Below are 26,391 nucleotides of genomic sequence, written 5' to 3'. Positions count from 1 at the left end.
TCTTCGACAGGCTGGGCCTGCCCCAGCTTGCCAGTTGACCTCAACCCAACGAACCGCCCGGTGCGGACCCGCATGCCGGGTGGTGTGGCAGGGGACGTGGAGATAACCTCCACGCCCCTATGCCGATTCTGGAACTCCTTCCACTCAGACCGTCAGCACGACCTTGCCGATCGGCCGGGTGGCAAGGAAGGCTTGGGCGGCGCCCGCCTGATCGAGCGGGAAGGTTTTCGCCACATGCGGCGACAGCTTCTTCGCATCGACCAGCTTGGCGAGCTCGACAAGGCCTTCGCGGTCAGGCACCACCGACATGCGCTCGACGCGGATGTGCCGATCCTTTGCCTTCGCCTTTGTCGCGTCATGGACGTTGAGCAGCGAGACCAGCACGCCGCGCGTTTCGCAGCACCTTCAGCGAGTCTTCGGCGTGATCGTCGCCGAGCGTCTCCAGCACAAGATCGAAATCGCCGGCATGCTCCGCGAAATCACTCTTTGTATAGTCGACGACCTCATCGGCGCCGAGCGAGCGGACGAAATCGAGCTTGTCCGGGCTGGCGGTCGAGACGACATAGGCGCCGCGCGCCTTGGCGATCTGCACCGCCAGATGGCCGACGCCGCCGGCGCCGGCATGGATCAGCGCGCGCTGGCCTGATTGAATGCGGCCGTGGCGGACAAGACCCTGCCAAGCGGTGAGACCGGCGAGCGGCAGCGCCGCCGCATGGACATGATCGATGCCGGCGGGCCTAATGGCGATCTCGTCCGCCGGCGAGGCCGCGAGCTCGGCATAGGCTCCTGCCTGTTTGGGAAAGCGCGGCATGCCGAACACCTCGTCGCCGACCTTGAAGGCGCCCATGCCGGCGCCCAGCGCCTCGACGGTTCCGGAAATATCCCAGCCGAGAATGAAGGGCGGTTCGCCAAGCCGCGGGTAAAAGCCGCCGCGCACGGCGCCGTCGACTGACGGAGCTTGGGCAGAACCTGGCGGGGCTGCTCAGCCAGATCCGCTCCTGGGCTGAAGAACATGCGCCCGACATCAAGGAGGCCCGCGCACGGGCATCGGCGGACCATCAGGATGATATGGCAATGCAGCCCTGAAGGGGAAGCGCGAGCAGGATCCGTCCTGGCGCGGTTCAAGGGCGACGCCGGCCGGCCCCGGCGATAGCGGCTAAAGCGCGTCGCGATCTTTCAGATTCGCTCCGTGCGCTTTAGGTTTTTGATTTTACGCATGTCTTTGTCCCGAAACCGGTCCCACTTTCGGAGACATGCTTTAGCGCGCTGGCTCAGCCGATCATGGCGCTGCGGCCGCCCATATCCGCATCGCGGATCTTGCTGTCGCGCGATTCCAGCATCTCCGCCTTGGAAAGCTCCGCTTCAGCTTCGCCGAGTAGTGATTCGGCCATGGTTCGTTGCTGGGCGAGGTCGCCCTGCGAGTTCCTGAGGTTGTCGCGGCGCAGGCGCGCCGCCTTGGCGAAGGTCGGATAGGCAAAATGATTGATGTCGGTGATGCCGGCTTTTTTCTCTTCGGCGACGATCTGCGCCTCCAATTCGACGGCCATGCGTTCGAACTCGGCGATCATCATGTCCAGCTGCAAGAGCTGGCGCCGTTTCTCATTCACCTGAAACTGCTTCAGCCGAACGAGGTTTTCACGTGACTTCATGACTCGGTACTCCGCAAAACGCACACCTGCATATCGTCCCATCGGCCTGGAAAGGCCCATGCGTTGCCCGTTTCCCCCGGCTTTCCCCCCACTATGGGAAACAAAGCCCTAAAGATTTTTGCCGGCGGTAACCATTCGTTTACGGGCATTGTTAATCATACGGGCGAGGACTTAAGGCCGGGTAAAAATTCCGGCGTCGGCGGGAAGCGCGGCCTGCGAGTCTCTGGAGTCACTTAGGCTGGCTTATTAATGTGGTACGTGAGCGATTTGGGTCCGTGATTCGTTATTAGATTCAAGTGGGTGTAGAAAGGGGTTAAAAAATCTGATATCGTGACCAGCACGAAATTAGGATTTGTTAACCAGTCGGTGGCACCTTCTGTTCAGGCAATCACTGCTCCGGGTTCCGGACGGGTCGTGACGCGGTCCGGCAGCAGAAAAGGGGAATGAAATGCGTGTTCTGCTGATTGAAGACGACAGTGCAACCGCACAAAGCATCGAGTTGATGCTGAAATCGGAAAGCTTCAACGTCTATACGACCGACCTCGGCGAAGAAGGGGTCGATCTCGGCAAGCTTTACGACTACGACATCATCCTTCTCGATCTCAATCTTCCCGACATGTCGGGTTACGAGGTGCTGCGCACGCTTCGCCTCTCCAAGGTCAAGACGCCGATCCTGATCCTCTCCGGCATGGCCGGCATCGAGGACAAGGTGCGCGGCCTCGGTTTCGGCGCCGACGACTACATGACCAAGCCTTTCCATAAGGACGAGCTGGTGGCGCGCATCCACGCCATCGTGCGCCGCTCCAAGGGCCATGCCCAATCGGTCATCACCACCGGCGACCTGGTGGTCAATCTCGACGCCAAGACGGTCGAGGTCGGCGGCCAGCGCGTGCACCTGACCGGCAAGGAATACCAGATGCTGGAACTGCTCTCGCTGCGCAAGGGCACGACGCTGACCAAGGAAATGTTCCTCAACCACCTCTATGGCGGCATGGACGAGCCGGAATTGAAGATCATCGACGTCTTCATCTGCAAGCTGCGCAAGAAGCTCGACGCGGCGTCCGGCGGCCAGAACTACATCGAGACGGTCTGGGGTCGCGGCTATGTGCTGCGCGAGCCGGAAGACATCCGCGTCAGCGCCTGATCTACGACCAAGCGATTCAAAAAACCCGGCTCCGGCCGGGTTTTCGTTTTTTGGTATCGAAAGCTTCAGGCTGCGATCTTCAGGAAGCGGAAGCTCTCGAGCAACTGTGCCCGATTGAAGGGCTTCAAGAGATAGCCTTGGGCGCCGGCACGCTTCGCCCGCATGATCGAGCCGACGTCGACTTCGACGAGCGAGACCAGGATCTGCGGCTTGACGGGGCTTTCGATGGCACGGATGCGGCGAATGAGGTCGACCGCCTGCATGTCCGGCAAGCCGCCGTCGACAACGACGACATCGGGCATGTCGCCGGAGCAAATCTCGATCGCATCAAGCCCGGTGGCCGCTTCGACGACCATGATGTCCGAACCGCCAAGGATACGCTTTGCGACCTTCCTGATGACGCTCGAATCGTCCACGAACAGGCAGCGCTTCATTTCCGGGCCCTCTTTGCCATCTGCCGAACCGGCAACCTCCGGTAACCGTGGGGCACCCTAGAGCAATCTGGTAAAGAAGCCGAAAAGCCGTTAGGTAAAGTTTTTCCAAATAGACGCATGGCACGGTTTTTCACCGCCATGCCAATACGCCGGCAATGGCAGAAATTGCTTTTCTCGCACTGCAAGCAGCAATATCACCGGAAATAAATACTTGGTCTGTTCTTGGCCTTTGCCTCAAGCCGCCGACAAGACGATCTCGTCGGCGGTTGCATGGATCGAGATCGTCATGTTGGCTTCACGCGCCAGAAGCAGCGTGTAATAGGGCTGGACCGTATGGGCGTCGATCGCTTCCTCAGGCTTGTGGCCGGAATGCAGCTCGAGGAATTTCGGCGGCACGCGCAGCATCGGGCCGCTGGCCGACAGCGAAAAACGCGGTTCGGTCTCGAGGTTCTCCAGCGTGACCACCAGCTTGCCGCCGCGCGGTATGGCCGCATTGGCGACGAGAATGAGATTGAGCAGCAGCTTGACCTTGTTCTTGGGTAGCAGCGCGCGGGCACCGTTCCAGATCAGCTCCGGCTTTTCGTTCTTCAAAAAGGCAATGGCCACAGCCTCGGCGTCGCCGGTGTCGATCATCATGCCGGCCGAGCCGGCGGCGCCGAAGGCGATACGGGCAAATTGCAGACGCGCCGAGGCGTTCCTGGCGCTCTGACGAATCAGTTTCATGGCGTCTTCGTCGGCACCGCCTTCGTCGAGCAATTCGAGGCCGTTGTTTATGGCGCCGACCGGCGAAATGATGTCGTGGCATACGCGACTGCACAGAAGCGCCGCCAGATCGGGGGCGGAGAGGGTGAAGAGCTCGGCCATCGGAGAATCCCTGCTAGTTCACATATTCATGGCCGAGCGACCGATTTCGCGCCCGCCACGCGAATCACGCTCTTTCCAAGGCTTTCTGAATACACAGCGCCCGCCCGCGCATCAACAAATCCGCAACCGCGGATGGCGAAAATGCTGCATTCACGCCGCGAAAAGCAAGCCGAAGGGGCCATGTCGGGCCGCAAGCCTTCGAACCGCCATCTTCCTGCGCCAGCTTAATGGTTGAAAAAGGATTACGGCATAGTTTGCCCGTGATAGTCATCTCGAAGCGGCCGCCAAGAGCCGTAGGGGTACGAGGCGTCGGCGAAAGTGCTCCCTGACGGAGATTGGAAGCATGTTTTCCCGATTCTATGACCGGACTCTCGTCCGCGTCCTCACCATGACGATCGCCCTCATGGGTGTTCTCATCTTCTCAACCTCCGCGTCGCGGGCCCAGGAATACACCGCGCAGGAGATCATCGATTCCGGCCACAAGTTCTTCGGCGCGACGTCGGGCGGCCTCGCCACCGTCGTGGAAAAGATCTTTGCGTCCTACGGCCTGCCCAACGGCTATCTGCTCGGCGAGGAGGGATCCGGCGCGCTGATCGGCGGCCTGACCTACGGCGAGGGCACGCTCTACACCAAGAACGCCGGCGACCATAAGGTGTTCTGGCAAGGCCCATCGCTCGGCTGGGATTTCGGCGGCGAAGGGTCGCGCGTGATGATGCTGGTCTACAATCTCGACGACATCAGCAGCCTCTACAATCGCTTCGGCGGCGTCGCCGGCTCCGCCTATGTCGTGGCCGGCGTCGGCTTCAACGTGCTGCAGAGCAACAGGGTGCTCATCGTTCCGATCCGCACCGGCGTCGGCGCCCGGCTCGGCGTCAATCTCGGCTACCTGAAGCTTACGGAACGGGCGACCTGGAATCCGTTCTGAGCGGACAGGATTGCCACAACCGCCCGGATAAGACCGATCGCGCCGCGGCATGCTCTTGCCGCGGCGCTGGATTTCCGCCATGCCAAGATGGCACAGTCGGGCATTGGCGGATTGCCGCCTTGCATACGGAATAGTCCACCTTGGTCCAGTCGATCCTGTTCTTCGCACTCGGCTTCCTCTGCGCCGTCTTTCTGGTGTCGCTGATTGCGCCGGCCGTCTGGCGGCGGGCCGTCGTTCTGACGCGCAGGCGCCTCGAGGCCTCAATGCCGCTGACGCCCGCCGAGATCCTGGCTGAAAAGGACCGGGTCCGCGCCGAATTCGCCATGAACACGCGCCGGCTCGAGATGAACATCAAGAGCCTCAAGGAGAAGGCGGCCGAGCAACTGGTCGAGATCGGTCGCGGCCGCGAGGCCCTGAAGGGGCTGGCGGTCGAGACGAAGGACAAGAACCAGGCGCTTTCGGACCTGCAGGCCAGGAACGCGGAGCTCCGGCAGCGCGAGGAAGAACTGCGCAAGCTGTCGGAAAAGCTGGGGCAAACGGAGCGCTCCCTGGAGAAGCGCGCGCTGGAGCTGCAAAAGCTCGAGCAGATGTATGATGATGCCAGCTTCTCATCCAGCAACCGCCAGATCGAGCTCGTGGCTCGTGAATCGGAACTGGACAAGCTCGCCAATGATATTGCGATGCTGCGCAGCCAGCGCAAGGAAGCGGACCGGCGCAATCAGGAAATCGCCGCGGAAGGCAAAGCAGTCCGAGACACGCTCAAGGCGGAAAAGAAGCGGGCAGCCGAACTGGACAAGAAAGTCGAGCGGCTGCTTGCGACCCTTGCCGACCGCGAGGAAAAGCTCGACAGGCGTGAGAAGGAGCTTGCCCGGATGCGCGAACGCTCAAAGCAGGGTGCCGAGGCAAACAATGGAACGCGCCAGGTTGGCGAGGTCGAAGGCATCGACAAGGCCATCGCCAAGCTCGAAGGCGATCGGGAGCGGCTGGAGGCGAGGCTGACGGCGCTGGCGCGTGAGAACAAGCGGCTCAAGACCGACCTTGCCACGCTCGAAACGGCGAGGCCCGAACAGGCCGGCGACGCGCGACGCGCCGGTGCGGCGCTTCGTGAACAGATGAACGAACTGGCGGCCGAGGTCGTCAACCTGACGATGAAGCTGGACAGGCCGGATTCGCCGATTGTGAAGGCCTTGGCGACCCCTCGCGACGGGCAGCAGGGCGCGGGCGAGCGCGGCATCAGCCTCGCGGACCGTGTAAGGGCCCTTCAGAAGGCCGACCCAACCAGCTGATCCAAACGCAGCCAGTCGGCCAGGCGGCGCTGTCCCTGCTTGCTGGACAGCTATCGTTTCGAGAAGTGGTGCAGAGCGATGGCCGAAGCGGCGGCAACGTTCAGGCTGTCGAAACCCTCCGCCATGCCGATCCGTACCGTCCGCAGCCGGATGAGCAGGGCTTCAGGCAGGCCTTCGCCTTCCGTGCCGAGATAGAGCGCCAGCCGCGACGTTCTTTGCGCGGCGCGAATGTCGGTCTCGCCGTGCGGCGAGAGCGCGAACTGGCTGAAGCCCAGCCGGTCGAGCATCGCAATCAAGCTCATGGCGTCGCCGAAGGGGGCGAAAGGGACTTTTAGCGCCGCGCCGACCGAAACGCGGATCGCCTTGCGGTAGAGCGGATCGCAGCAGGTGGGATCGAGAAGCACGGCGTCCGCGCCAAAGGCCGCGGCGTTGCGGAAGATCGAGCCCATATTGTCGTGATTGGATATGCCGACCAGAACCACGACCAGCGCGTTTGCCGGCAAGGTTTCGAGCAAAACCTCCGCTGGTCGAGGAGTGCCGCGAACGCCGATCGCCAATATGCCGCGATGCATATGAAAGCCGGCGATCCGGTCCATGACCTCGCCCTTGGCGACATAGACCGGAAAGTCCGCCGGCGCCTTGCGCAAGACGCCCTCCAGGCCCGCCAGCCTGTTTTCCAGAATGAGAGCCGACTCCGCCGCAAAGCGTCCGGCCGTCAACAGAAGATCCAGCACCACCTTGCCTTCCGCGACGAAGCGACCGTGGCGGCCGACGAGGTCGCGCTCGCGGATGTCGAGGTAGGCGGCGACACGCGGATCCTGCGGGTCGTCGATGGGGATGAGGTTCATGCAAATCTCGCCGGCGAACGATCGTCAGCGAGGTAAGGGGCTTTGGAGAGCGCGGGTCAAGCCCCGGCGCGGCGCATCCTGTAGGCCATCTGGGACAGGTCGCCGTCGCCGAAAATGCCTTCCAGCATGCGAAGCAGCTCGCGTACCGCATCGGATTTGCAGGAATAATAGATCATCTGGCGGTCGCGGCGCGTCTCGACAATGTCGAGCGCTCTCAGCTTGGCCAGATGCTGCGACAGAGCGGACTGGCTCAACCGGACTTTCTCGGCGATGGCACCGACCGACATTTCGCCTTCGATCAGATAGCTGACGATCAGCAGCCGCTTCTCGTTGCCCATGAGTGTCAGAAACGCGGCAGCCGATTCGGCATTGGCGACTAGCTTGCTCGAGATCATAGATGCCCCATGTTTTCTGGCTCATCCAGCCGCCATGGGGGCAATGGTGGCTGATTCCACGATGTTCAGGTCAGGAAGCGCCGCTGAATCAGCGCTGCAACGAAAGGTAGATCATTTTATCTAAATCTCAAGAGTTGCTTTCGATCTGGGGCGATTAACTTTCGCTACTGTGCCTAGCCCGCGGCGCGCCCGCTCTTTGCCATCTCGACCAGCACGGACCGCAACTCGCGGGCAGTGCTCAAAGGCTGCGGGAAGAAGATCCTGCAGATGGCATCCGAAGAAGCCAGATCCATGCCGTCGGCATCGAAACCCGTGGCGATCCAGCCATCGCCTTCGGCCCGGCCGAAATGGCGCGCATAGAGGCAAAGCGCATCGCGATGGTCGGCGTTCATGTGGTCAAGCGCCGACTGTTCGCTCACCGCAAGCTCCTCGACGATCGGACCGCCGGTGATCAGGTCGGCGCGATCCAGAAGATAGGCCTTGCCGAAACCGCCATTGAGACCGGCGCGTTCGGGCTCGAGCCGGAATATCGAGAAGTCGCCAAGCCCGGCATAGAGCTTCGCCTTCGGATTGCGGTTGAGATAGCGCCGTTCGGCGCGGGCGTGATCGGCCGAGCCACGCTCCAGCCGCAGCGCCCGGCATGTCAGGCTGATGCGTGGATGCGCCAGCGGATCGCCCTTGCCGGGTTCGCCAAGCAGCAGCGAGCAGCGCGGGTCGGCGAGAAGCGCGCCGGTATGTGCGGACAGCATCGAGACCAGGATCAGCGGCGCGCCGTCGATGTCGGTCGCCACGCCGACCCGGCTTGCGAGCGGCGCGCCGGTGCCGGGCTCAATCACGGCGAGCGCGCCGAAGCGGGCCGAGCGGATCAGCGTCTTCGCCAGCCTGATGGCCTCGGCGTCGGTCTCGCGGATGACATCCTTCCTGGTCTCGGTCAAAGCGCTCCCCTTTTCGGTCGAAACACTTTCAGGATAAGCTGATTTCTGGTCTCCGGTTTATTGGCCAAACAGGCCGGACCTGACAAGGGCCGCGATTTCACTTTCGCTCATGCCGAAGCGCGCCAGCACGGTTGCCGGCTGACGATCGGCAGCGGTCGGCGTCGTGGCAAGAGTTTGGGGAGCTTCCGAGAAGCGCGGCGAAGGGGCCGGACGTTCGAGCCGGTAGGATCTCACGAAGCTCTGCCTTGCGCGATTGTGAGGGTGGTCCCTGGCTTCGCTCAGCGACAGAACCGGAGCGACGCAGGCATCGGTCGAGTCAAAGACGTCGACCCACTCGTCGCGCGTCTTCTCCCTGATCCTGCCTGCGATCACGGTTCGCATGTCGGGCCACGATGCCCTGTCATATTGGCTGCGGACAAAACGCTGGTCGAGCGGCAGCAGCCTCGCGAATTCGGCGAAGAACTGCGGCTCGAGGCAGCCGATGGCGACATGCCGGCCGTCCGCGGTCTCATAGGTGTCGTAAAAAGGAGCGCCTGAATCGAGCAGGTTCTCGCCGCGTCGGTCGTTCCAGAGGCCTGCCGTCATGAAGGCGTGGATCGGAGTCGCAAGCATCGATGCGCCCTCGATCATCGCGGCGTCGATCACCTGGCCCTTGCCGGTGCGCGAGCGCTGGAAGAGGGCGGCAAGCACGCCGGCGATCAGCATCATGGCGCCGCCGCCCTGGTCGGCGACGAGGTTCAGCGGCGGCACGGGCGGCGCTCCCTGCCTGCCGATCGCGTGCAGCAGGCCGGCATAGGCGAGATAGGTGATGTCATGGCCGGCACGGCGCGAGAGCGGTCCGTCCTGGCCAAAACCCGTCAGGCGGCCATAGATCAGCGCTGGATTGTGTTCGAGCACGACGTCGGGACCGAGACCCAGCCGCTCCATGACGCCGGGACGAAAGCCTTCGATGAGAATGTCGGTCTTTTCCGCCAGACGCAGCAGCAGCCCCACGCCGTCCGGTCGTTTCAGGTCGAGCTTGAGGATAGAGCGGCCGTGGCGGTCGAGGTCGTAGGCCTCCGGCAAGGACAGAAGCGGCTCTTTGGCGTCCGCCCGCTCGATGCGCAGCACCTCGGCGCCCATTTCCGACAGCATGAGGGCGGCGAGCGGCACGGGGCCGAGGCCCGCCATCTCGATCACTTTCACGCCGGCCAGCGGCCCTGTCTTGTCGGCGGCGGCGCCTGTCTGCGGCGTGGTCATTGCCTTCTATTTCGGCGCCATGCGGATGGCGCCGTCGAGGCGGATCGTCTCGCCGTTCAGCATCTGGTTCTCGATGATGTGGAGCGCGAGCGCGGCATATTCCGAGGGCTCGCCGAGGCGGGGCGGAAAGGGGACCGAGGCGCCGAGCGAATCCTGCACCTCCTGCGGCATGCCGGCCATCATCGGCGTCTTGAAGATGCCGGGGGCGATGGTGCAGACGCGGATGCCGGAGCGCGCGAGGTCGCGCGCCACCGGCAGCGTCATGCCGACGACGCCGCCCTTGGACGCCGAATAAGCGGCCTGTCCGATCTGGCCGTCATAAGCGGCGACCGATGCCGTGTTGACGATGACGCCGCGCTCGCCGCCCGCGAGCGGATCGAGCTTCGCCGCCCGGTCGGCGACGAGGCGGATCATGTTGAAGGTGCCGATCAGGTTGATCTCGATCACCTTGCGATACTGGTCGAGCGGGTGCGGACCATCCTTGCCGACCGTCTTCACGCCGATGGCGATGCCGGCGCAATTGACCAGAATGCGCGGCTCGCCGAGTTTATCTGCCACCTCGGCAATGGCGGCGGCGCCGCTGTCGCCGCTGCTGACGTCGCACTGAACGGCGATGCCGCCGATATCGGCGGCAACCTTCGCCGCGCGCTCTATGCCGACATCCAGTATGGCAACTTTGGCGCCCCTGGCGGCAAGGGCGCGCGCCGTCGCTTCGCCCAGGCCGGAGCCACCGCCGGTGACGATCGCGATCTGGCCATTCGGGTTCATGCAGGCGTCCTCCCAGGATTTTTGGTCATGCTACGAAGCCCGCCCGCGAGGCGCAACCTGCATCGGGGATCGATCCGGCGGGATCATTCGCGGGGCGATTGACGGGATCAATCGACAATGTCGATTAACCCGTGAGTCACGCCATTGCCGGGAGTTGCTCGGGCAGGCGGGCCGTGTCCGCATGGCAGACCTCGCCGACGAACCGGGCCACCGCGCCAGGCTTTATTTCGTGATGGAGCAAGCGGTCGAGATCGACCGGCCGCGGCATGGTAATCTGCCCGCGCGGAAAGCGCTTGAAACCGAGCGGCCCATAATAGGGTTCGTCGCCGACCAGCATCACGGCCGGCGCTCCGGCCTTGGCCGCGACTTCCAGTGCGATCGCCACCAGCCGGCGGCCGATGCCGAGATTCTTGAACGCCGGCCGCACGGCGAGCGGTCCGAGCATCATGGCGCGGCCGGCGCCCGCCGCCACGCGCGTCATACGCACGGAAGCGATTACGGTGTCGCCCTTGACCGCGACAAAAGACATCGAGCGGTCATGCCCGCCGGACTCGCGGATCTTGTAGGCGGCAAGCACGAAACGGCCAGGCCCGAAGGCTTCCTCGTTTATGGCTTCGATTTCAGGATCGTGCGCCGGGGTTTCCGGAAGATATTTCACGTCGGCAAGGCTCATGGTCTTTGCGTTCCGGTATGCGAGGAAAGGTTTGCTGCAAGCGGCAGCGTTCGCCAGTCAGCGCTTCATCAAGCGCGGGCGCCCTTTCGTCGTCGGTCGAACCGGATCAAGGCAAAGTCGAACATGGGCGCCTCCGCTAGCATCAATTTTTCCCGGCTGCAATCGGCGCTTTTCACCTTTCTTTCCACCGCTTGACGATCTGGTTCGTCATTTGACGAACTGGTTCGTCGTTTGACGAACTGTTCAGCGCCTGAGGGTTTCGACATTTCGGCCAAGCGCCTAAATACCATGCGGACCGATAGGGAGATTTCGCATGGGATTGCTGATTGAAGGCAGATGGCAGGATCGGCCGGTTGCCACCGACAGCGGCGGCAGATTCGTTCGGGCCGAAGCGCAATGGCGCGACTGGGTGACGCGTGACGGCGCGCCGCCAGAAGGTCGAAGGCGCGGCTTCAAGGCCGAGCCCGGCCGCTATCATCTCTACGTCTCGCTCGCCTGCCCATGGGCGCACCGGACCTTGATTTTCCGCGCCTTGAAGAAGCTGGAAGACATCGTCTCGGTCTCCGTGGTGCACCATTTCATGGGCGAGAACGGCTGGACCTTCAAGGCCGAGGACGGCGCCACCGGCGACACGCTCTACGGCCTCGACTTCCTGCACCAGATCTATGCGAAAGCCGATCCCGCCTATTCCGGCCGGGCGTCGGTGCCGGTGCTGTGGGACAAAAAGCAGGAGACTATCGTCAACAACGAGTCCTCCGAGATCATCCGGATGCTGAATTCTGCCTTCGACGAATGGGGCGATGCGAGCCTCGACTTCTATCCGCCGGCGCTGCGGACCGAGATCGACAAGATCAATGCGCTGGTCTATCCGGCGATCAACAACGGCGTTTACCGCACCGGCTTCGCCACCACGCAGGAAGCCTATGAGGAAGCGTTCGGCGAATTGTTCTCAGCACTCGATACGATCGAAGAGCGCCTTTCGAAGCAGCGCTATCTGGTCGGCGAGCGCATCACCGAGGCCGACTGGCGACTGTTCACCACGCTGGTGCGTTTCGATCCGGTCTATGTCGGCCACTTCAAATGCAATCTGCGCCGCATCGCCGACTATCCGAACCTGTCGAACTATCTGCGCGACCTCTACCAGGTGCCCGGCGTTTCAGGCACGGTCAATTTGCATCACATCAAGTCGCATTATTACGGCAGCCACAAATCGATCAATCCGACGGGCATTGTCCCGGTGGGGCCGGAACTCGACTATGCGGCGCCGCACGATCGCGGCAGGTTCAAGAAGGCGGCTTGACTACCAGTAGACTGAGATCGGCTCGCCGCCGAAAATTTCGGCAATCCGTCGTCGAGTCGCCGGCGTCGTGTCTTCCGGCAGGCGGTCCAGCGGAAAGAAACCCGCTTCGGCAATCTCATGGTCCGGCAGTTTCGGCGCCGTCTGGCCGAACGCTTCGACCAGATAGAGGCCGACATGGTCGCGGCGGCTGGAGCGGCGGTTGAAATGCATCGATTTCAGCATCGGCGGCGCCGTCAGCGCGATGTTGCCTTCCTCGGCCAGTTCGCGCGCCAGCGCCTCCAGCAGCGTCTCGCCTATCTCGACGCCGCCGCCCGGCAATTGCCAGCCCGGAACATAGGTATGGCGGATGAGGAAGACGGCGTTGGAGGCGCGGTCGTAGACGAGGCCGCGCACGCCAAGCGTCATCGGGCGCCGCAGCAGGAAATAGAGATGGAACAGCCTTGCCCGCAGTCCCGCCCAGCCCGTCTGGCGGAACGCCTCTTCGGTGTCGGGCGAGCCGGTCATCCGGCAATCGCCAAGCGAACAGCAAACGGTGAGTGGAAAGCCTGAACCGTGTCGCTTAAGAAGGGGCTATGCTCAGGCTCGCACATATTTCCGATGTCCATCTGGGGCCTCTGCCCGATGTAACCTATCGCGATCTCGCGTCCAAGCGCGTGCTGGGTTACGTCAACTGGCAGCGCAACCGCCGCCGGCATATGCATGACGCCGTCATCGACACGATCGTCGCCGACATCAAGGCCAACGCGCCCGACCATCTCGCCGTCACCGGCGATCTCGTCAACCTGGCGCTCGACGGCGAGATCGAGATGGCGAAACATTGGTTGGAGACGCTTGGCTCTCCGAACGACGTGTCCGTGGTGCCAGGCAACCACGACGCTTATGTGCCGGGCGCCTTCGACAAGGTCTGCCGGTCCTGGGCGCCGTGGATGACGGGCGACGGCGTCAACAGCCCGGTCGACCGCAATTCCTTTCCCTATCTGCGTGTGCGCGGCGACGTCGCGCTGATCGGCGTCACGACGGCGCGGGCTACGGCGCCCTTCATGGCCAACGGCTTCTTCATGGAGGGCCAAGCGGAGCGGCTCGGCAGGATCCTCGATGCCACGGCCAAACAGGGGCTGTTTCGCGCCATCATGATCCATCATCCGCCGGTGCGCGGCGCTGTCTCGCAGCATAAGCGGCTGTTCGGCATCGCGCGCTTCAACAAGGTCATTCGCCGGCATGGCGCCGAGCTGGTCCTGCACGGTCACTCGCACCTGCCGTCGCTGTTCACCATCGGTCCGCGCGGCGCCAAGGTGCCGGTGGTCGGCGTGGCCGCCGGCGGCCAGGCACCGGGCGGCAGGCATCCGGCCGCTCAATACAATCTGTTCGAGATAGACGGGGGAAAAGACAACTGGAGCATCCGCCTGACACGCCGCGGCCTGACCGGTCCGGCACTGCCGCCCTCGGATATTCAGGTGATGGAGCTCGGCGTCGATATGCCTGTGGTTCGGGAGCCCCTCGTCAGAAGCTGATCTTCATCTGGGCGATGCGGTCCCAGAACAGCACCAGCGATACCGCCAAGCCCACAAGGGCGCCGGCGGCGATCAAACCAATGCCGGCGAAGAAGGTCGTCCAGCCGTTGCGGCGCGCTGCGGATCGCAAGGGCGGCTCCGCTTCCTGGACATCGGCGCGATGCAAGCCAGGCATGGCGCTCTCGACTCCGCCTTCCATCATCCGCTGCCGCTCGACGACACGTTCGGCCACGTAGCGTGTCACGGCGTCCGAAACGGGCTTCATTTCGATGGATTCGGCCAACACCACGCGGCCGATGCGCGTGTCCTTGAGGAAGCGGAAGGTGCGGCGATCCCGCCCCATGGCGACGTGGCTGACGGCATCGATCCACAGCCGCGGCTGCAGGCCCGACGAGACCGCGAAGTCGAAATTGTCGATGTCGGCCGGCACATCGGCAAAGACGGGCGCGAGCTCGGCAGCCAGAAGTTCGAGCCGCATGCGGTGCGCCTCGCGCATGTCGACCACCACATCGTCGCGGTCGGCGAAGGCGTTCTTGACGTCGCGGACCGCATCCGCGAGCTTTCGCGACGGCTCGATCGGGGTGATTTTGTCGCCTGCGTCTTTCATGGCGGCTGCCTCGCTGTTGGTAAACAGCGAGTTAACACAGTCGCCGGCAAAATGCACTGCGAGATGAGGTTCAGCTCGCCGCGGCGCCCAATACAGGCCGCTGGCCTCGGCTGCGCCGCCGCGTGTTGCGGCGCACGACCTCCGCGATCAGGTCGGGCGCCTCCTCGACCAGCATGTGGCCGGCCTCCAGCACGTGGTGCAGGTGGAAATGCGCCGGCAGGCTTTCGGCCTGGTCGACAGGCAGGACGGGATCGTTCGTTCCCCAAACCACCATCACCGGCATGCTCAAGGTCTCCAGCCGTTCGCTCGGGATGACGCCTTGCCGGTCATCCCTGGTCATCGCGGCCGCGATATCGACAAGGCTCTGCAACTGGCCCGGCCGTTCGCGCATGCGCAATAGCGCCTCCACCACGTGTTCAGGAGGCACGCTCCTCGACCCCGACATGGTGGCAAGGCATGCACGAATTTCGTCTCTGTCGGCCGCGGCGGCATAGCGGCGCAGCAACGGACCGTTGATCTCGGGGCCGAAGCCGCCGGGCGCCAGCAAGGTCAGCGAGGCAACCCTTTCAGGATCGGCGAGCGCCATCAACGTCGCGATCGCGCCGCCCATGGAATGGCCAACGAGGTGGACCTTGCCCCGCCGGCGGGCGGCCAGATCCGCGAGGATGGCCCGCGCCGCCTTTTTGGCGCTCCCCTCTTTGCGATGTTCCAGGGAGTTTCCGTGGCCGGGCAGGTCGTAGGCCAATGCCCTTACCCCGGGCACCAATCCCGCAATCACGTCGCGCCAGATCGAATGGCAGCTACCGAAACCGTGCAGGAAGACGATCGTCTTCGAGCCGGCACCGCTTTCGGCGACATGAAGGGACGGGAGCATCAAATTTAATCAAAATTATTAGCTGCGAGACGAAACAAGGCGGCAAAATCAAGATGCGGCTGGATTGCTCCCTGGGCGGACCGATAGCCAGTAAAATTTTCGCGACTGGGATCGTGGCTCAACCGAATGTCGAAGCGAGCCCAATACTTATTGAATTTCGGCCCACTTTGCCGGGCGGAGTCAGCACGGCGGGCACGGATCCAATTTGTAACGCGCCAGCGAACGGCCTGCGGCCGCTCAACTCGGATTGCCGATCCCGGCAGAGCGCAGGGCCTGCACCAGCCGATCGGTGAGATCGGCGGGATATTTCCTGTCGATGAAGGTCGCGCGCGGGTCGGCGGCGAATTTCGGGAATTCGGCCGCGAGTTCGTTTGCCAACTCGCTGGCGAGCTTGTCGCGGCCGGAAATCTTGGCGCCGATCAGGCGCGCGGCAAGGTAGTGCGATTTGGAGGTCGTGGTTCTGAGCGACTCGCTGGCAATCGCCGCCCGCTTCGTGTCGCCTTGCATCAGGGCTCCGAGAAACAGACCGTAATCCCACCAGGTCGGGTGGCCGCTGAATGTTTCGACGGCGTGGCCGAGGATCGGCGTACCTTCCTGATATTTGCCGGCGAAGATCAGACCGTAGCCATAGGCGGCGGCCATACCGAGATCATAGGGGTTGAGCTCATAGGACTTGCGCATCCAGCGGATCGCTTCGTCGGTATTGCCGAGACGCGAGTTGAGATAGCCATAGGCGCGATGCGCGTGCGGGCTCATCGGCCCCATTTGAATGGCGCGATGAGCAAACGACATGGCCTGTTCGATGGTCGCACTGGGCGGATAGGCGTAGTGGTTGTTGACGGCTTCCAGTTGCAGGGAAGCCAGTTCCGAGTAGACGAGCGATGATTTCGTGCCTTCGCCGGCCAGCTTCTCCAGGCAGCGATACGCAGCCTCGTGCGTCCTGGCGCTCTGGTCGAGATAGTAGCGGTCGTTGAGCACCAGACATCCGATCTGGCTGGTCTGGATGTCGCTCTGGTCGATATAACTGTAGATCGCGCCGGAAGCGGGGATGGTCGAAGTCAAAAGACTGGCGATGTTGTTTTCGACCGCACCAGGCGCGCTTTCAGCCGACGTCAGGTTGCGCGACAGGAGAACCCGTCCCGTCGCGACGCTCTGCAATTCGATCATCACGTCGCCGGCGGCGGGTCCGGGAATGACGTCGAAGACGAAGCTGATCGGATCGGCGGAAGTTTCGCGCGTGGCGTCGGCGTCACGCCCGATGAAGTCTATGGTATCGAAGCCGGCGAGGCCTGCGCGCAGCGAAGAGGCGACACGGGCCGCCTCAGGGCCATCGGCTTTGATGGCCATGTAGATCAAGGGCAAGCTCTCGAACGGCTGCGAAGCAACGCTGCCGGTCGCACCTGCCGTTTCGACCGGCGCGGCTGCATCGCGATCGTGGAAAAAGGCGTTGCCCTGGCGGACGACAAGGACACCGAGCATGGCGATGACCAGAACCATGGCTGCCCAGAAGAACCGCAATTGGCGCGTCAGCGAAGAGGCGGATGCCGCCGGGGCCGTCATCAACGGCGCGGCATCGGTGGGTGCGGAATTATCGAGATGTTCGGCCGATGGCGGCGCGGCCTGGCCGCTACCGGCGGGTTTGGCTTCGGCGCCCAGCCGGATCGCATTCAGCTCGTAGGAAGGTACATAGCCGCCACGCGGGATTGCGATACGCACCGGCTCGGCAATGCCCTCATTGGCGAAATAATGCTCCAGAAGCTCACGCAGCCGCCCGGCCTGGACCCTGACGACGGCGTCGGTCGCCGAGTCGAAATCGCCGTCCTTGCCGAAGACGTCCATGGCGATGGAAAGGCCCTTCAGCCTGTCGCCTTCGCCGGCCTGCTCACGCTCCACCAGATAGCGCAATAGCCTGCGAGCACGCTCGGAGCGTCCGAACGTTTCGCTGGCAAGCAGTCGCTCCAATGTCTCGCGCACTGCGGGGGCGGCAGGCGTGGCAGGCTCCAAGTGTCGAACCTTTCAAAGTCGGCACAGGTTAGGACGCGATAATATAGCGCTCGCGCCAGCACACAAGAATGCTTCTGTTATGCTTTCGCGTAAGCCACCGCAAATTTCCCTGCCGGTTAATGAAATGGCAGGGAAATCGCATGGTTTGCAGGGTGGCGCGCTTGGCGGACGCGCCGCGTTCAAGGGCTAAAATGTTCAGCCGGTCTTGCGGCCGAGGATGCGGTTGGCGGCCGAAACCACGGCCTCCAGCGAGGCGGCGACGATGTTGGTGTTTATGCCTGCGCCGAACAGCTTGCCGCCCGGATATTCCATCTCGACATAGGAAATGGCCGACGCGTTGGAACCCCGCTGCAAGGAATGTTCGGAATAGTCGAGCACCGACATCTCCACGCCGACATGGCGCGAAAGCGCATCGACGAAGCCATCGATCGGACCGGTGCCGGAACCGGTGATGGTCATCTCCTTGCCATTGTCGAGGATGACCGCCTCCACCATGCGCCGCCCCTTCGCTGTAGTGTCGGGGTAGGTGTGATGATCGAGGAATTTCAGCCTGGCGCCGGGCTGGTCGACATAGGCTTCGAGGAAGCGCTCGTGGATGCGCTTGGCCGGCACTTCCTTGCCTTCGGCATCGGTGATCGCCTGGATCGCCTGGCTGAACTCGATCTGCAAATTGCGCGGCAGGTTGAGGCCGTAGTCGGCATGCAGCACATAGGCGATGCCGCCCTTGCCGGACTGCGAGTTGATGCGGATGATCGCCTCGTAGGTGCGGCCGACGTCGGCCGGGTCGATCGGCAGATAGGGCACTTCCCAGAGCGGCGTGTTGGCCATGCGCAACGCCTTCATGCCCTTGTTGATGGCATCCTGGTGCGAGCCGGAGAAAGCGGTGTAGACAAGCTCGCCGACATAGGGATGGCGTTCCGGGATCTTCAACTGATTGGAATATTCGTAGACGTCCTTCATCCGGTTGATGTCGGAGCAGTCCAGCCCGGGATCGACCCCTTGCGTGTACATGTTGAGCGCCAGGGTGACGATGTCGACATTGCCGGTGCGCTCGCCATTGCCGAACAGCGTTCCCTCGACGCGGTCGGCGCCGGCCATCAGGCCGAGCTCGGTGGTGGCGATGCCGGTGCCGCGGTCGTTGTGCGGATGCAGCGAGATGATCAGCTTGTCGCGGTTGTCGAGGTTGCGGCACATCCATTCGATGCGGTCGGCATAGACGTTGGGCGTCGACATCTCGACGGTCGAGGGCAGGTTGATGATCAGCTTGTTGTCGGCCGTCGGCTTCACGATCTCGGTGACGGCGTTGCAGATCTCCAGCGCCACCTCGAGCTCGGTGCCGGTGAAGCTCTCCGGCGAGTACTCGAAACGATAGCCGCCGCCTGCCTTGGCCGCCATGTCGGTGATCATCTTGGCGGCGTCGGTGGCGATGCGCTTGATGCCGGCGACGTCCTTCTCGAAGACGACGCGGCGCTGCAGCTCGCTGGTCGAGTTGTAGAAATGCACGATCGGGCGATGGGCGCCCTTGAGTGCTTCGAAGGTCCGCGTGATCAGCTCGGGCCGGCACTGCACCAGCACCTGCAGCGACACATCGCTCGGCACGCCGCCTTCCTCGATGCACCAGCGGGCGAAATCGAAATCGGTCTGCGAGGCCGACGGAAAGCCGATCTCGATCTCCTTGAAGCCCATGTCGATGAGCAGCGCGAACATGCGCGCCTTGCGCTCATGGCCCATCGGGTCGATCAGCGCCTGGTTGCCGTCGCGCAGGTCGACCGAGCACCAGATCGGCGCCTTGTCGATGACCTTGGACGGCCAGGTACGATCGGCGAGATTGACGGTCGGGTAGGGTTGATATTTGCGGGCGGCATCCGACATCTGCCCCGGCGCTTGCGCGCCCGTTTCGGCCTTGCCGGCGCGGATTGCTTCTCGTCTATTCATCGTCGTTTCTCCCGGCGGCTCGTGTGACCGCCTTCAGGCGGATTGGTGCCGAGCGGCGCCTTTACCAAAGTTTCATTCGCTTGATGTGACTTGCCAGTCTGGCCAAGGAGCATGCGCCCTGAGCGGCGGTTTTCGACCGCCGGGCGCTCCTTCAGCGAACCCGGCGATCGCCGATAAGGCCGAGAAGAAGCAGGGTCGAAGCAAGCGCGCGCACGGTCTCGCCGGCAAAGCCGGGGCGAGGAGAAGCGACGGAGCGGGTGCGCGTGGTCATGCCGGCTCTCTTACAGGAGCAGCTATCCGGAGGCAAGTGCCGGGCCGGGCGCGCGAAGCCCGGCACTTCCCCGCATCAGGCAAATGCGCCACACTCGCTCCGGAGGACGTGATCTCAGGGGGAGGCCGTGCATGAATTTCGTGTTCTTCTCGCCGCATTTTCCGGCCAACGGCGCCGATTTCTGCGACCGGCTGAAGAAGGCGGGCGCCACTGTGCTCGGCATCGGCGACGCGCCCTATGAGACGCTGGGCAGCAAGCTCAAGACAGCGCTTTCGGAGTATTACCGCGTCGCTGACATGGAAGACTACGACGCCGTCTTCCGGGCGATGGGACACTTCATCCACAAATGGGGCCGCATCGACCGCTTCGAATCCCTGAACGAGCACTGGCTGGAGCTCGAAGCCAACATCCGCACCGACTTCAACATTTTTGGCACCAAGCTCGATTTCGTGAAGAATTTGAAGCGCAAGAGCCGCATGCGCGCCTTCTTCCGCAAGAGCGGCGTCGAGACAATTCCGCAGCGAAAATGCTCCGACCGCGCCGGGGCCATGACCTTCATCCGCCGCGTCGGCTATCCGGTAGTGGTCAAGCCGGATTCCGGCTCCGGCGCCTCGAACACGTTCAAGATCTCCAACGCCAAGGAGCTCGACCAGTTCTTCAGGGACAAGCCCGAAGGCGTCAGCTTCGTCATGGAGCAGTTCATCGAAGGGTTGGTGGTGACCTTCGACGGTCTGGTCAACCGTGACGGCGAGGTGGTGCTGGCGGCGAGCCACCGCTACGATCAGAGCGTCATGGAAGTGGTCAACCGCGACCGCCACATGAGCTACACCTGCTTTCCCGAGATCACGCCGGCGGTCGAGGAGGCGGGCAGGAAGATCCTCAAGGCGTTCGACGTGCGCGAGCGCTTCTTCCACATTGAATTGTTCGAAACCAGGGACAAGCGCGTCATCGCGCTCGAGGTCAACATGCGCCCGCCCGGCGCCTGGATGACCGATGCGATCAACTACACTTTCGATATCGACGTCTATGGCGAATGGGCCGACATGGTGGTCAAGGACGCAGCCGGCGGCCCCTACAAGGGCAAGTATTTCACCGCCTATGCCAGCCGCAAACGCCACCTCGACTATTTGCACAGCCATGAGGACGTGCTAGCCGCGCACGGCGACAAGATCGTCCACCACCAGGCCATCGAAGAGGTTTTCAGCCGCGCCATGGGCAACTACGCCTACCAGATGCGCTCGAAGGACCAGAAGGCGTTGCGCCAGGCGGTCGACTATATCCATGCGGAAAAGGCGTGAGGCGATGGACGTTTCCTATCACAAGGGCCATGCCCGCAACCTCGGCCGCGACATGGAGTACAAGCGCTACGGCCATGCCGGGCGGCCGGTGGTGGTGTTCCCGACCTCGCAGGGGCGTTTCTACCAGTTCGAGGATTCCGGCGGCGTCGGCGCGCTCGCCGAATTCATCGATACCGGCCGCATCCAGCTGTTCACGCTCGACGGTATCGATTCGGAATCCTTCTTCGACAAGCATGGCGATCCGGCCAACCGCATCGCCCGCCATGAAGCCTATTTCCGCTATGTGCGCGAGGAGGCGCTGCCAGAACTGCAGGCGGTAGCCGCCAAGGCCAATGGCGGACGCAGCTTGAAGCCGCTGTTCTGCGGCTGCTCGATGGGCGGCTATCACTCGTCGAATTTCGTGTTCCGTTTTCCGGAGCTGGCGAGCGGCGTGATTTCGCTGTCGGGCGTCTATTCGACGCGCGACTTCTTCGGCCGGACGCTGGAGGGCAGCATCTTCTACAACTCGCCGCTCGATTATCTGCCCGGCATCGTCGACCAGAAGCTGCTCGGGCGGCTGAGGGCGCTCAGGCTGATCTTCTGCTGCGGGCAGGGCGCCTGGGAAGAGCGCATGTTGGTCGAAACGCGCGAGCTGGAACAGGTGCTGCGCGACAAATCCATTCCGGCCTGGGTCGACTATTGGGGCGGCGACGTCAGCCATGACTGGCCGTGGTGGCATAAGCAGCTCGTCTATTTCTTCGGCCGCTGGCTGGACGACGACCTCATGCACAGGCTGGACTGATGACCACACCCGATCCGATACGCCGTTTCGTCGAAGCCACCAATGCCGGCGACACCGAGGCCTTTCTCGAAACCTTCGCGGCCAACGCCTTTCTGAGCGACTGGGGCCGTTCTTTCCGCGGGCGCGAGCAGATCGCACGCTGGAACCAGACCGACAATATCGGCGTGCAGTCCCGTCTCGACATCGTCCGCATCGCGCAGTCGGACGGCGCCTATCATGTGCGCATCAAGGTGGCCGGCAACGGCTTCAATGGCGAAGGCGACGTGACCTTCACGCTGGACGGCGACCGGATCGCGAGCCTGGTGATCGCCTGACATCGCTCTTTCAGCCATCCATCGGTGGCCGGTTTCTAAAAATATGACTATTATTGTCATCTTTTAGTGGAAAGGCCGCCGTTGCTGTGGCATGTCCGCCAGGACGATGGCGCCGGCCCCGATGGCCGTATCGCCTCAACCCTTGTCGAAAGGCCTGGCGATGGTTCAGCTCAGCGCGCAAACCCATATCCGCAACGACGCCATCCGGGCAGTCATGGACAGGCTGCGCGCCGAGCACAGCGAATATGAGATCGACACCGGCATCAACGATCGCTGGGAGCTCCGCATGCATTACGGCTCACTGCACGTCGCGTTCGAAGACGGCGGCATGTCGATCCGGGTCGCGGCGCAAGACGAGACCTGCCTTTCCTACATGAAGATGATCGTCGCGGGTCATATCGCCGGGCAGCTGGGAACCACCGGCGGCCTGCGCTGGCAGGGCGACGGCAACGACGCCGGCACGCCCATCTTCTTCCGCGAGATCACCGTGCAATCCTCGACGCGGCTGTCGCCGCATATGCAGCGCGTCCGCTTCTCCGGTCGCGACCTCGGCCGCTTCGCCCATGGCGGGCTGCATGTACGGCTGTTGCTGCCCCCTGCCGGACGCCAGCCGGTGTGGCCGTCGATGGGCGCCGACGGCATGATCGTATGGCCGTCGGGCGAGGATGCGCTCACCGTCCGCGTCTACACGATCCGCGCGCTCAATGTCGCCGGCGGCGGGCTCGACATCGACTTCGTGCTGCATCCCGGAATCGAAACGCCGGCCGCGGATTTCGCGCAGGGCGCGCGGGCCGGCGACGTCATCGGCGTGATCGGTCCCGGCGGCGGTGGCGTGCCGGAGGCGCAAAACCTGCTCCTGGTCGGCGATGACACGGCGCTTCCCGCCATCGGCAGGATCCTCGAGGAACTTCCGCCAGCGGCTTGCGCCGAGGCCCTGATCGAGGTCGACGGTCCGGAAGACCGGATCGCGCTGACGCAGGGCGATAACATCGCCATCCACTGGCTCTACCGGCACGGCCGCGAAGCGGGCTGCGCCGGCCTGCTGCCGGCAGCGCTGCGCCAGCGCGGCCATGCAGCCGACGGTCTCTTTGTCTGGGCCGGATGCGAGTTCGCCGACTTCCGCGAGATCCGCAGGATCGTGCGCAAGGAATGGGGTTTTGCACGCGACCGGCATCTGGTCACCGCCTATTGGCGCAGGGGCGCGCAAGGCGAGAGAGGGAGCGGCGAGGAATAGGACAATCCACGAATCGTGGATTTGTCCTCGCCGCCCGTTTTTCAAAGGTCAGCGCGGCCTCAGAAGCGGTAGCGCAGGCTGCCGAACAGCGAACGACCTTCGTCGCGGTAGCAATAGCCGGCCGAGCAGATCGTCTGCTGGTTGTCGAAGAGGTTCTTGGCGTTGACCTGCAGCTTGACCCCTTCCAGCTTCGGATTGCGGTAGCCGAAATCGTAGGACAGCGAGGCGTCGACGAAGGCGCGCGTATCGTTCTTGAAGGTGTTGGTGTCGTCGCCGTAGCTGGCGCCGGCAAAGCGGACGCCGGCGCCGAGCCCGAGCCCAGCAAGCGTGCCGTTCTCGAACTGGTAATGGCCCCAGAGCGACAGGATATGGTTCGGCGTCGCCGACAGTTCCTTGCCGTCGGTGCCTTCGGCGCCGCGTTCGATCTTCACGCGCAGATAGGTGTAGGAGGCGATGACGCTGAACCCGTTGTCCAAAGAGGCGTTGGCTTCCAATTCGACGCCGCGCGAGTTGAGGTCGAGCTGGCGCTGCTTGTTGATGCCGGACGATGCGTCGAAGACGACGCCGTCCTTCTGGTCGATGTCGAACAAAGCCGCGCTGACGGTCGCGTTGTGGTCGGGTATCTCGTATTTGACGCCGATCTCCTTCTGCGTCGCGATCGTCGGGCGGGCGACGCGGCCAACGGTGCTGGTGACGTCGTCATAGACGAAGCCGATGTTGGGCGAGAACGAGGTCGAATAGTTGACATAGGGGATGATGCCCCATTCGGTCCGGTAGGAGAGGCCGAGCCGGCCGGAGAACGCGCTGTCCTTCTGCTTCGACTGGCTGAAATCGGCCGCGGTCGAAGTGGTGTCGACCCAGTCGTAGCGGCCGCTGGTGAACAGGGTGAAATCGCTCCACTCCATCTGGTCGTGCAGGTAGACGCCGAGCTGGTTCATCTGCTGGCCGCCGGAATAGGGAACGGGCGCTGCCTTGATGTCTTCGACCGAGACATAGGAGAGGCCGCTGCCGGCATCGTAATCCGACCAGGCATAGTCGATGCCGCCGACCGCGGTGTGCCGCACCGGACCGGTGTCGAATTCGAGCTGCGCCATATTGTCGACGACGAAATTCTTCATCGTCTCGGTATAGTGGCCCCAGTAGCGCTGCAGCGGCTGGTCGGCGCCGACCGAATAATGGCCGCTATATTCGATGTCTGAGTCGACGGCGTTGTAGCGAAGGTTCTGGCGCACGGTGAGCCAGTCGTTGAAGCGGTGCTCGAATTCGTAGCCGATGCGCCCCTGGTCCTGGCTGAAGTCGTTCCAGGCCGGATCGCCCTCATAGACGTTCGACAGCGCGCCATAGGCCGAGTTGTAGAAGGCGGCCGTGCCGCCGGTGACCGACTTCGAATATTCGCCGAGGATGGTGAGCTTGGTGTCCTCGTCCGGCTTGAAGGTGACGGCCGGCGCCAGATGGAGCTTGTCGTCGGGGTAGGCCGGCAGATCGGTCTCGCCAAGCCGACCAAGGCTGGTGAAGCGGTAGAGGATGCTGCCGTCGTCATTGACCGGCCCGGAGGCATCGAGGGCCGCCTGGGAGCGGTTGTGCTCACCGGCCAGCAATTCGATCTCGCGGAAAGGCTCGTCCTTGGGCCGCTTGGTGACGACGTTGACGATGCCGCCCGGGCCGCTGACGCCGTAGAGCGAGGACGCCGGGCCCTTGAGGATGGTGACGCCCTCGATGCCGTAAGGCTCGGTCTTGAACCAGGCCGAGGGTCCGTTGTACTGGCGCAGCCCGTCGCGGAACATGCCGTTGTAGAAGGCCGGGAAACCGCGCAGGAAGAAGGCGTCGTAGCGCGTGTCGAAGCCGAAGCTGTTGGGATTGGCGCTGGCCGTATAGCCCAGAGCATCGTTCAGCGTGCGCGGCTTCTGGTCCTCGATCTGCTTCTGCGTCACGACCGACACGGCCTGCGGGATCTTGACGATCGGCGTGTCCACCTTGGTGCCGATGCGGTCCTTCTTGGCGACATAGCCGTCCTGCACCAGGATCTCGTTGCTTTCGGCGGTCACCTCGATTTTGCCCAGAACGGTGGCGTCGCCCCCTTCCTGCGCAGTCGCCGGCCAGGCCTGGCCAAGGATCGCGGTGCCCGCCAGCAATGATATCGCTTGATGCGATATCTTTGGGCGCCATGCCTTCGGCCGCTGTCGCATAAACTCGTCTCCAATTCTCATGTTTAATTGCGTTCCCGCGCTCTCAAATATGAGTAACTGAGTCAAGTATTTTTTGATGCCCGTGGCGCAGCCAGGCCGTGACCCTGGGTTATCCGATGCGAAAAGGTGACGCGGGCCGCTTTCGTCGGTTCCCTCAGTAGGTCGCGCGACCGCCGGAAAGATCGAAGGTGGCGCCGGTGGTGAAGGAGTTCTCGTCCGAAAGCATGAATGCGACCATGGCGGCGGCTTCTTCCACTTCGACGAAGCGGCCGCGCGGCACCTTGCCCAGCATGTAGGTCACCTGGGCTTCGGTGAGTTGCTCGAGAATGCGGGTGCGGGCGGGCGAGGGCGTCAGCGCATTGACGGCGATGTCATGCCCGGCGAGTTCCTTGCCGAGCGACTTGGTCAACGCCAGCACGCCGGCCTTGGCGGCCGAATAGGCGGCGGCGTTGGGATTGCCTTCCTTGCCGGCGACGGAAGCGACGTTGACGATGCGGCCGTAGTTGCGCGCGATCATGCCCGGCACCAGGCGCCTGCAGCAGTAGAAGACGCCGTTCAAGTCGATGTCGACGATCTGCCGCCAGGCGGCCGGGTCATAGTCCACCACGGTCGCGGCCGGCCCGGCAATGCCGGCATTGTTGACGAGAAGATCGACGGGCCCAAGCGCCCGCTCGGTCTCGGCGGCGGCTCGGTCGACGGCCTCGACCTGCGACTGGTCGCAAAGGAAAGCTTCCGTGCGGCCAACCAAAGCAAGTTCGGCGACGGCGCTCATCATCGCGGCCTGGTCGATGTCCCAGATGGCGACGCGTGCGCCCGACGACAGCAGACGCCGGGCGACGGCAAGGCCGATGCCTTGCGCGCCGCCTGTCACGACGGCAACACGGCCTGAGAGATCGACGGCGTTCAAACGGCGGGT

Annotated in this window: 27 protein-coding genes; 9 read left to right on the top strand and 18 right to left on the bottom strand. The window is 63.3% G+C overall.

What is annotated here, in order from left to right; all coding sequences use genetic code 11:
- Positions 1–144: 144 nt before the first annotated feature.
- From AC4FWB_RS31060 to AC4FWB_RS31050, 3 genes are all read right to left on the bottom strand, one after another.
- A complete protein-coding gene (locus AC4FWB_RS31060; RefSeq protein ID WP_491030039.1) occupies positions 145–384 on the bottom strand; it encodes a zinc-binding dehydrogenase in 240 nt (79 codons plus the stop codon).
- The gene (locus tag AC4FWB_RS31055; RefSeq protein ID WP_491030038.1) at positions 356–937 is read right to left on the bottom strand and encodes an NADP-dependent oxidoreductase; all 582 of its coding nucleotides are present in this window, start codon (positions 935–937) and stop codon (positions 356–358) included. Before AC4FWB_RS31055 ends, AC4FWB_RS31060 begins: the two co-directional genes overlap by 29 nt.
- A 334-nt stretch (positions 938–1,271) precedes the next feature.
- Positions 1,272–1,649 carry a flagellar export protein FliJ gene (locus tag AC4FWB_RS31050; RefSeq protein WP_320230015.1) on the bottom strand — a complete coding sequence of 126 codons (378 nt, stop codon included), beginning with the start codon at positions 1,647–1,649 and terminating at the stop codon, positions 1,272–1,274.
- Positions 1,650–2,097: 448 nt separating this feature from the next.
- On the opposite strand from AC4FWB_RS31050, the gene ctrA reads away from it, so the two are divergent.
- Positions 2,098–2,793 (top strand): response regulator transcription factor CtrA, encoded by a 696-nt coding sequence (ctrA, locus tag AC4FWB_RS31045; protein ID WP_006203583.1) that lies wholly within the window; start codon positions 2,098–2,100, stop codon positions 2,791–2,793.
- A gap of 65 nt (positions 2,794–2,858) precedes the next feature.
- Here ctrA and AC4FWB_RS31040 read toward each other — a convergent pair whose 3' ends face one another.
- On the bottom strand, positions 2,859–3,227 hold the full coding sequence (locus AC4FWB_RS31040) for a response regulator (RefSeq protein ID WP_491030037.1): 369 nt from the start codon (positions 3,225–3,227) through the stop codon (positions 2,859–2,861).
- A 234-nt stretch (positions 3,228–3,461) separates the two neighbouring features.
- The gene (gene chpT, locus AC4FWB_RS31035; protein WP_491030036.1) at positions 3,462–4,091 is read right to left on the bottom strand and encodes a histidine phosphotransferase ChpT; all 630 of its coding nucleotides are present in this window, start codon (positions 4,089–4,091) and stop codon (positions 3,462–3,464) included.
- A gap of 343 nt (positions 4,092–4,434) precedes the next feature.
- Here chpT and AC4FWB_RS31030 point away from each other — a divergent pair, with 343 nt between their 5' ends.
- Both AC4FWB_RS31030 and AC4FWB_RS31025 read left to right on the top strand, forming a co-directional pair.
- Positions 4,435–5,016, top strand: a complete 582-nt coding sequence (locus AC4FWB_RS31030) for a DUF1134 domain-containing protein (protein ID WP_491030035.1) — start codon at positions 4,435–4,437, stop codon at positions 5,014–5,016.
- Positions 5,017–5,156: 140 nt separating this feature from the next.
- Complete coding sequence (locus AC4FWB_RS31025; RefSeq protein WP_491030034.1) at positions 5,157–6,302, top strand: coiled-coil domain-containing protein; 1,146 nt, start codon at positions 5,157–5,159, stop codon at positions 6,300–6,302.
- 50 nt (positions 6,303–6,352) lie between these two features.
- On the opposite strand, the gene AC4FWB_RS31020 is transcribed toward AC4FWB_RS31025, so the two are convergent.
- From AC4FWB_RS31020 to AC4FWB_RS30995, 6 genes are all read right to left on the bottom strand, one after another.
- Positions 6,353–7,150: a TrmH family RNA methyltransferase gene (locus AC4FWB_RS31020; RefSeq protein ID WP_491030033.1), complete on the bottom strand. Its 798-nt coding sequence runs from the start codon at positions 7,148–7,150 to the stop codon at positions 6,353–6,355.
- A 56-nt stretch (positions 7,151–7,206) separates the two neighbouring features.
- On the bottom strand, positions 7,207–7,545 hold the full coding sequence (locus AC4FWB_RS31015; RefSeq protein ID WP_491030032.1) for an ArsR/SmtB family transcription factor: 339 nt from the start codon (positions 7,543–7,545) through the stop codon (positions 7,207–7,209).
- A gap of 173 nt (positions 7,546–7,718) precedes the next feature.
- A complete protein-coding gene (locus AC4FWB_RS31010) occupies positions 7,719–8,480 on the bottom strand; it encodes a HugZ family pyridoxamine 5'-phosphate oxidase (RefSeq protein ID WP_491030031.1) in 762 nt (253 codons plus the stop codon).
- 57 nt (positions 8,481–8,537) lie between these two features.
- Complete coding sequence (locus AC4FWB_RS31005; RefSeq protein WP_491030030.1) at positions 8,538–9,719, bottom strand: CaiB/BaiF CoA transferase family protein; 1,182 nt, start codon at positions 9,717–9,719, stop codon at positions 8,538–8,540.
- 6 nt (positions 9,720–9,725) lie between these two features.
- Positions 9,726–10,487, bottom strand: a complete 762-nt coding sequence (locus AC4FWB_RS31000; protein WP_491030029.1) for a 3-hydroxyacyl-CoA dehydrogenase — start codon at positions 10,485–10,487, stop codon at positions 9,726–9,728.
- 136 nt (positions 10,488–10,623) lie between these two features.
- Positions 10,624–11,160, bottom strand: a complete 537-nt coding sequence (locus AC4FWB_RS30995; protein WP_491030028.1) for a GNAT family N-acetyltransferase — start codon at positions 11,158–11,160, stop codon at positions 10,624–10,626.
- A 313-nt stretch (positions 11,161–11,473) separates the two neighbouring features.
- Here AC4FWB_RS30995 and AC4FWB_RS30990 point away from each other — a divergent pair, with 313 nt between their 5' ends.
- A complete protein-coding gene (locus tag AC4FWB_RS30990) occupies positions 11,474–12,460 on the top strand; it encodes a glutathione S-transferase family protein (protein WP_491030027.1) in 987 nt (328 codons plus the stop codon).
- Here AC4FWB_RS30990 and AC4FWB_RS30985 read toward each other — a convergent pair whose 3' ends face one another.
- Positions 12,461–12,964, bottom strand: a complete 504-nt coding sequence (locus AC4FWB_RS30985) for an NUDIX domain-containing protein (protein ID WP_491030026.1) — start codon at positions 12,962–12,964, stop codon at positions 12,461–12,463. It lies immediately after the preceding gene.
- Between the two features lie 68 nt (positions 12,965–13,032).
- On the opposite strand from AC4FWB_RS30985, the gene AC4FWB_RS30980 reads away from it, so the two are divergent.
- A complete protein-coding gene (locus AC4FWB_RS30980) occupies positions 13,033–13,971 on the top strand; it encodes a metallophosphoesterase family protein (protein ID WP_491030025.1) in 939 nt (312 codons plus the stop codon).
- Here AC4FWB_RS30980 and AC4FWB_RS30975 read toward each other — a convergent pair.
- From AC4FWB_RS30975 to leuA, 4 genes are all read right to left on the bottom strand, one after another.
- A complete protein-coding gene (locus AC4FWB_RS30975) occupies positions 13,961–14,578 on the bottom strand; it encodes a hypothetical protein (protein WP_491030024.1) in 618 nt (205 codons plus the stop codon). The genes AC4FWB_RS30980 and AC4FWB_RS30975 overlap by 11 nt on opposite strands.
- A gap of 70 nt (positions 14,579–14,648) precedes the next feature.
- The gene (locus AC4FWB_RS30970; protein WP_491030023.1) at positions 14,649–15,452 is read right to left on the bottom strand and encodes an alpha/beta fold hydrolase; all 804 of its coding nucleotides are present in this window, start codon (positions 15,450–15,452) and stop codon (positions 14,649–14,651) included.
- A 237-nt stretch (positions 15,453–15,689) separates the two neighbouring features.
- Positions 15,690–17,456, bottom strand: a complete 1,767-nt coding sequence (locus AC4FWB_RS30965; protein WP_491030022.1) for a tetratricopeptide repeat protein — start codon at positions 17,454–17,456, stop codon at positions 15,690–15,692.
- A 195-nt stretch (positions 17,457–17,651) separates the two neighbouring features.
- A complete protein-coding gene (gene leuA / locus AC4FWB_RS30960; protein WP_491030042.1) occupies positions 17,652–19,328 on the bottom strand; it encodes a 2-isopropylmalate synthase in 1,677 nt (558 codons plus the stop codon).
- Between the two features lie 465 nt (positions 19,329–19,793).
- On the opposite strand from leuA, the gene AC4FWB_RS30955 reads away from it, so the two are divergent.
- The 4 genes from AC4FWB_RS30955 (at position 19,794) to AC4FWB_RS30940 (ending at position 23,289) form a co-directional block, all read left to right on the top strand.
- A complete protein-coding gene (locus AC4FWB_RS30955) occupies positions 19,794–20,960 on the top strand; it encodes an ATP-grasp domain-containing protein (protein WP_491030021.1) in 1,167 nt (388 codons plus the stop codon).
- 4 nt (positions 20,961–20,964) lie between these two features.
- Positions 20,965–21,741 (top strand): esterase family protein, encoded by a 777-nt coding sequence (locus AC4FWB_RS30950; protein ID WP_491030020.1) that lies wholly within the window; start codon positions 20,965–20,967, stop codon positions 21,739–21,741.
- The gene (locus AC4FWB_RS30945; protein WP_491030019.1) at positions 21,741–22,055 is read left to right on the top strand and encodes a nuclear transport factor 2 family protein; all 315 of its coding nucleotides are present in this window, start codon (positions 21,741–21,743) and stop codon (positions 22,053–22,055) included. Before AC4FWB_RS30950 ends, AC4FWB_RS30945 begins: the two co-directional genes overlap by 1 nt.
- 121 nt (positions 22,056–22,176) lie before the next feature.
- A complete protein-coding gene (locus tag AC4FWB_RS30940; protein WP_491030018.1) occupies positions 22,177–23,289 on the top strand; it encodes a siderophore-interacting protein in 1,113 nt (370 codons plus the stop codon).
- Positions 23,290–23,348: 59 nt separating this feature from the next.
- Here the strand turns inward: AC4FWB_RS30940 and AC4FWB_RS30935 are convergent, their stop codons facing one another.
- Both AC4FWB_RS30935 and AC4FWB_RS30930 read right to left on the bottom strand, forming a co-directional pair.
- The gene (locus AC4FWB_RS30935) at positions 23,349–25,421 is read right to left on the bottom strand and encodes a TonB-dependent siderophore receptor (protein ID WP_491030017.1); all 2,073 of its coding nucleotides are present in this window, start codon (positions 25,419–25,421) and stop codon (positions 23,349–23,351) included.
- Positions 25,422–25,629: 208 nt separating this feature from the next.
- Positions 25,630–26,382, bottom strand: coding sequence for an SDR family NAD(P)-dependent oxidoreductase (locus AC4FWB_RS30930; protein WP_491030041.1), 753 nt, complete (start codon positions 26,380–26,382; stop codon positions 25,630–25,632).
- Between the last annotated feature and the right edge of the window lie 9 nt (positions 26,383–26,391).

This window comes from Mesorhizobium sp. LEGMi-168a (assembly GCF_058312955.1).
The sequence above is the reverse complement of the archived record's forward strand: the minus strand, read 5'-3'. Positions and strand labels throughout refer to the sequence as shown.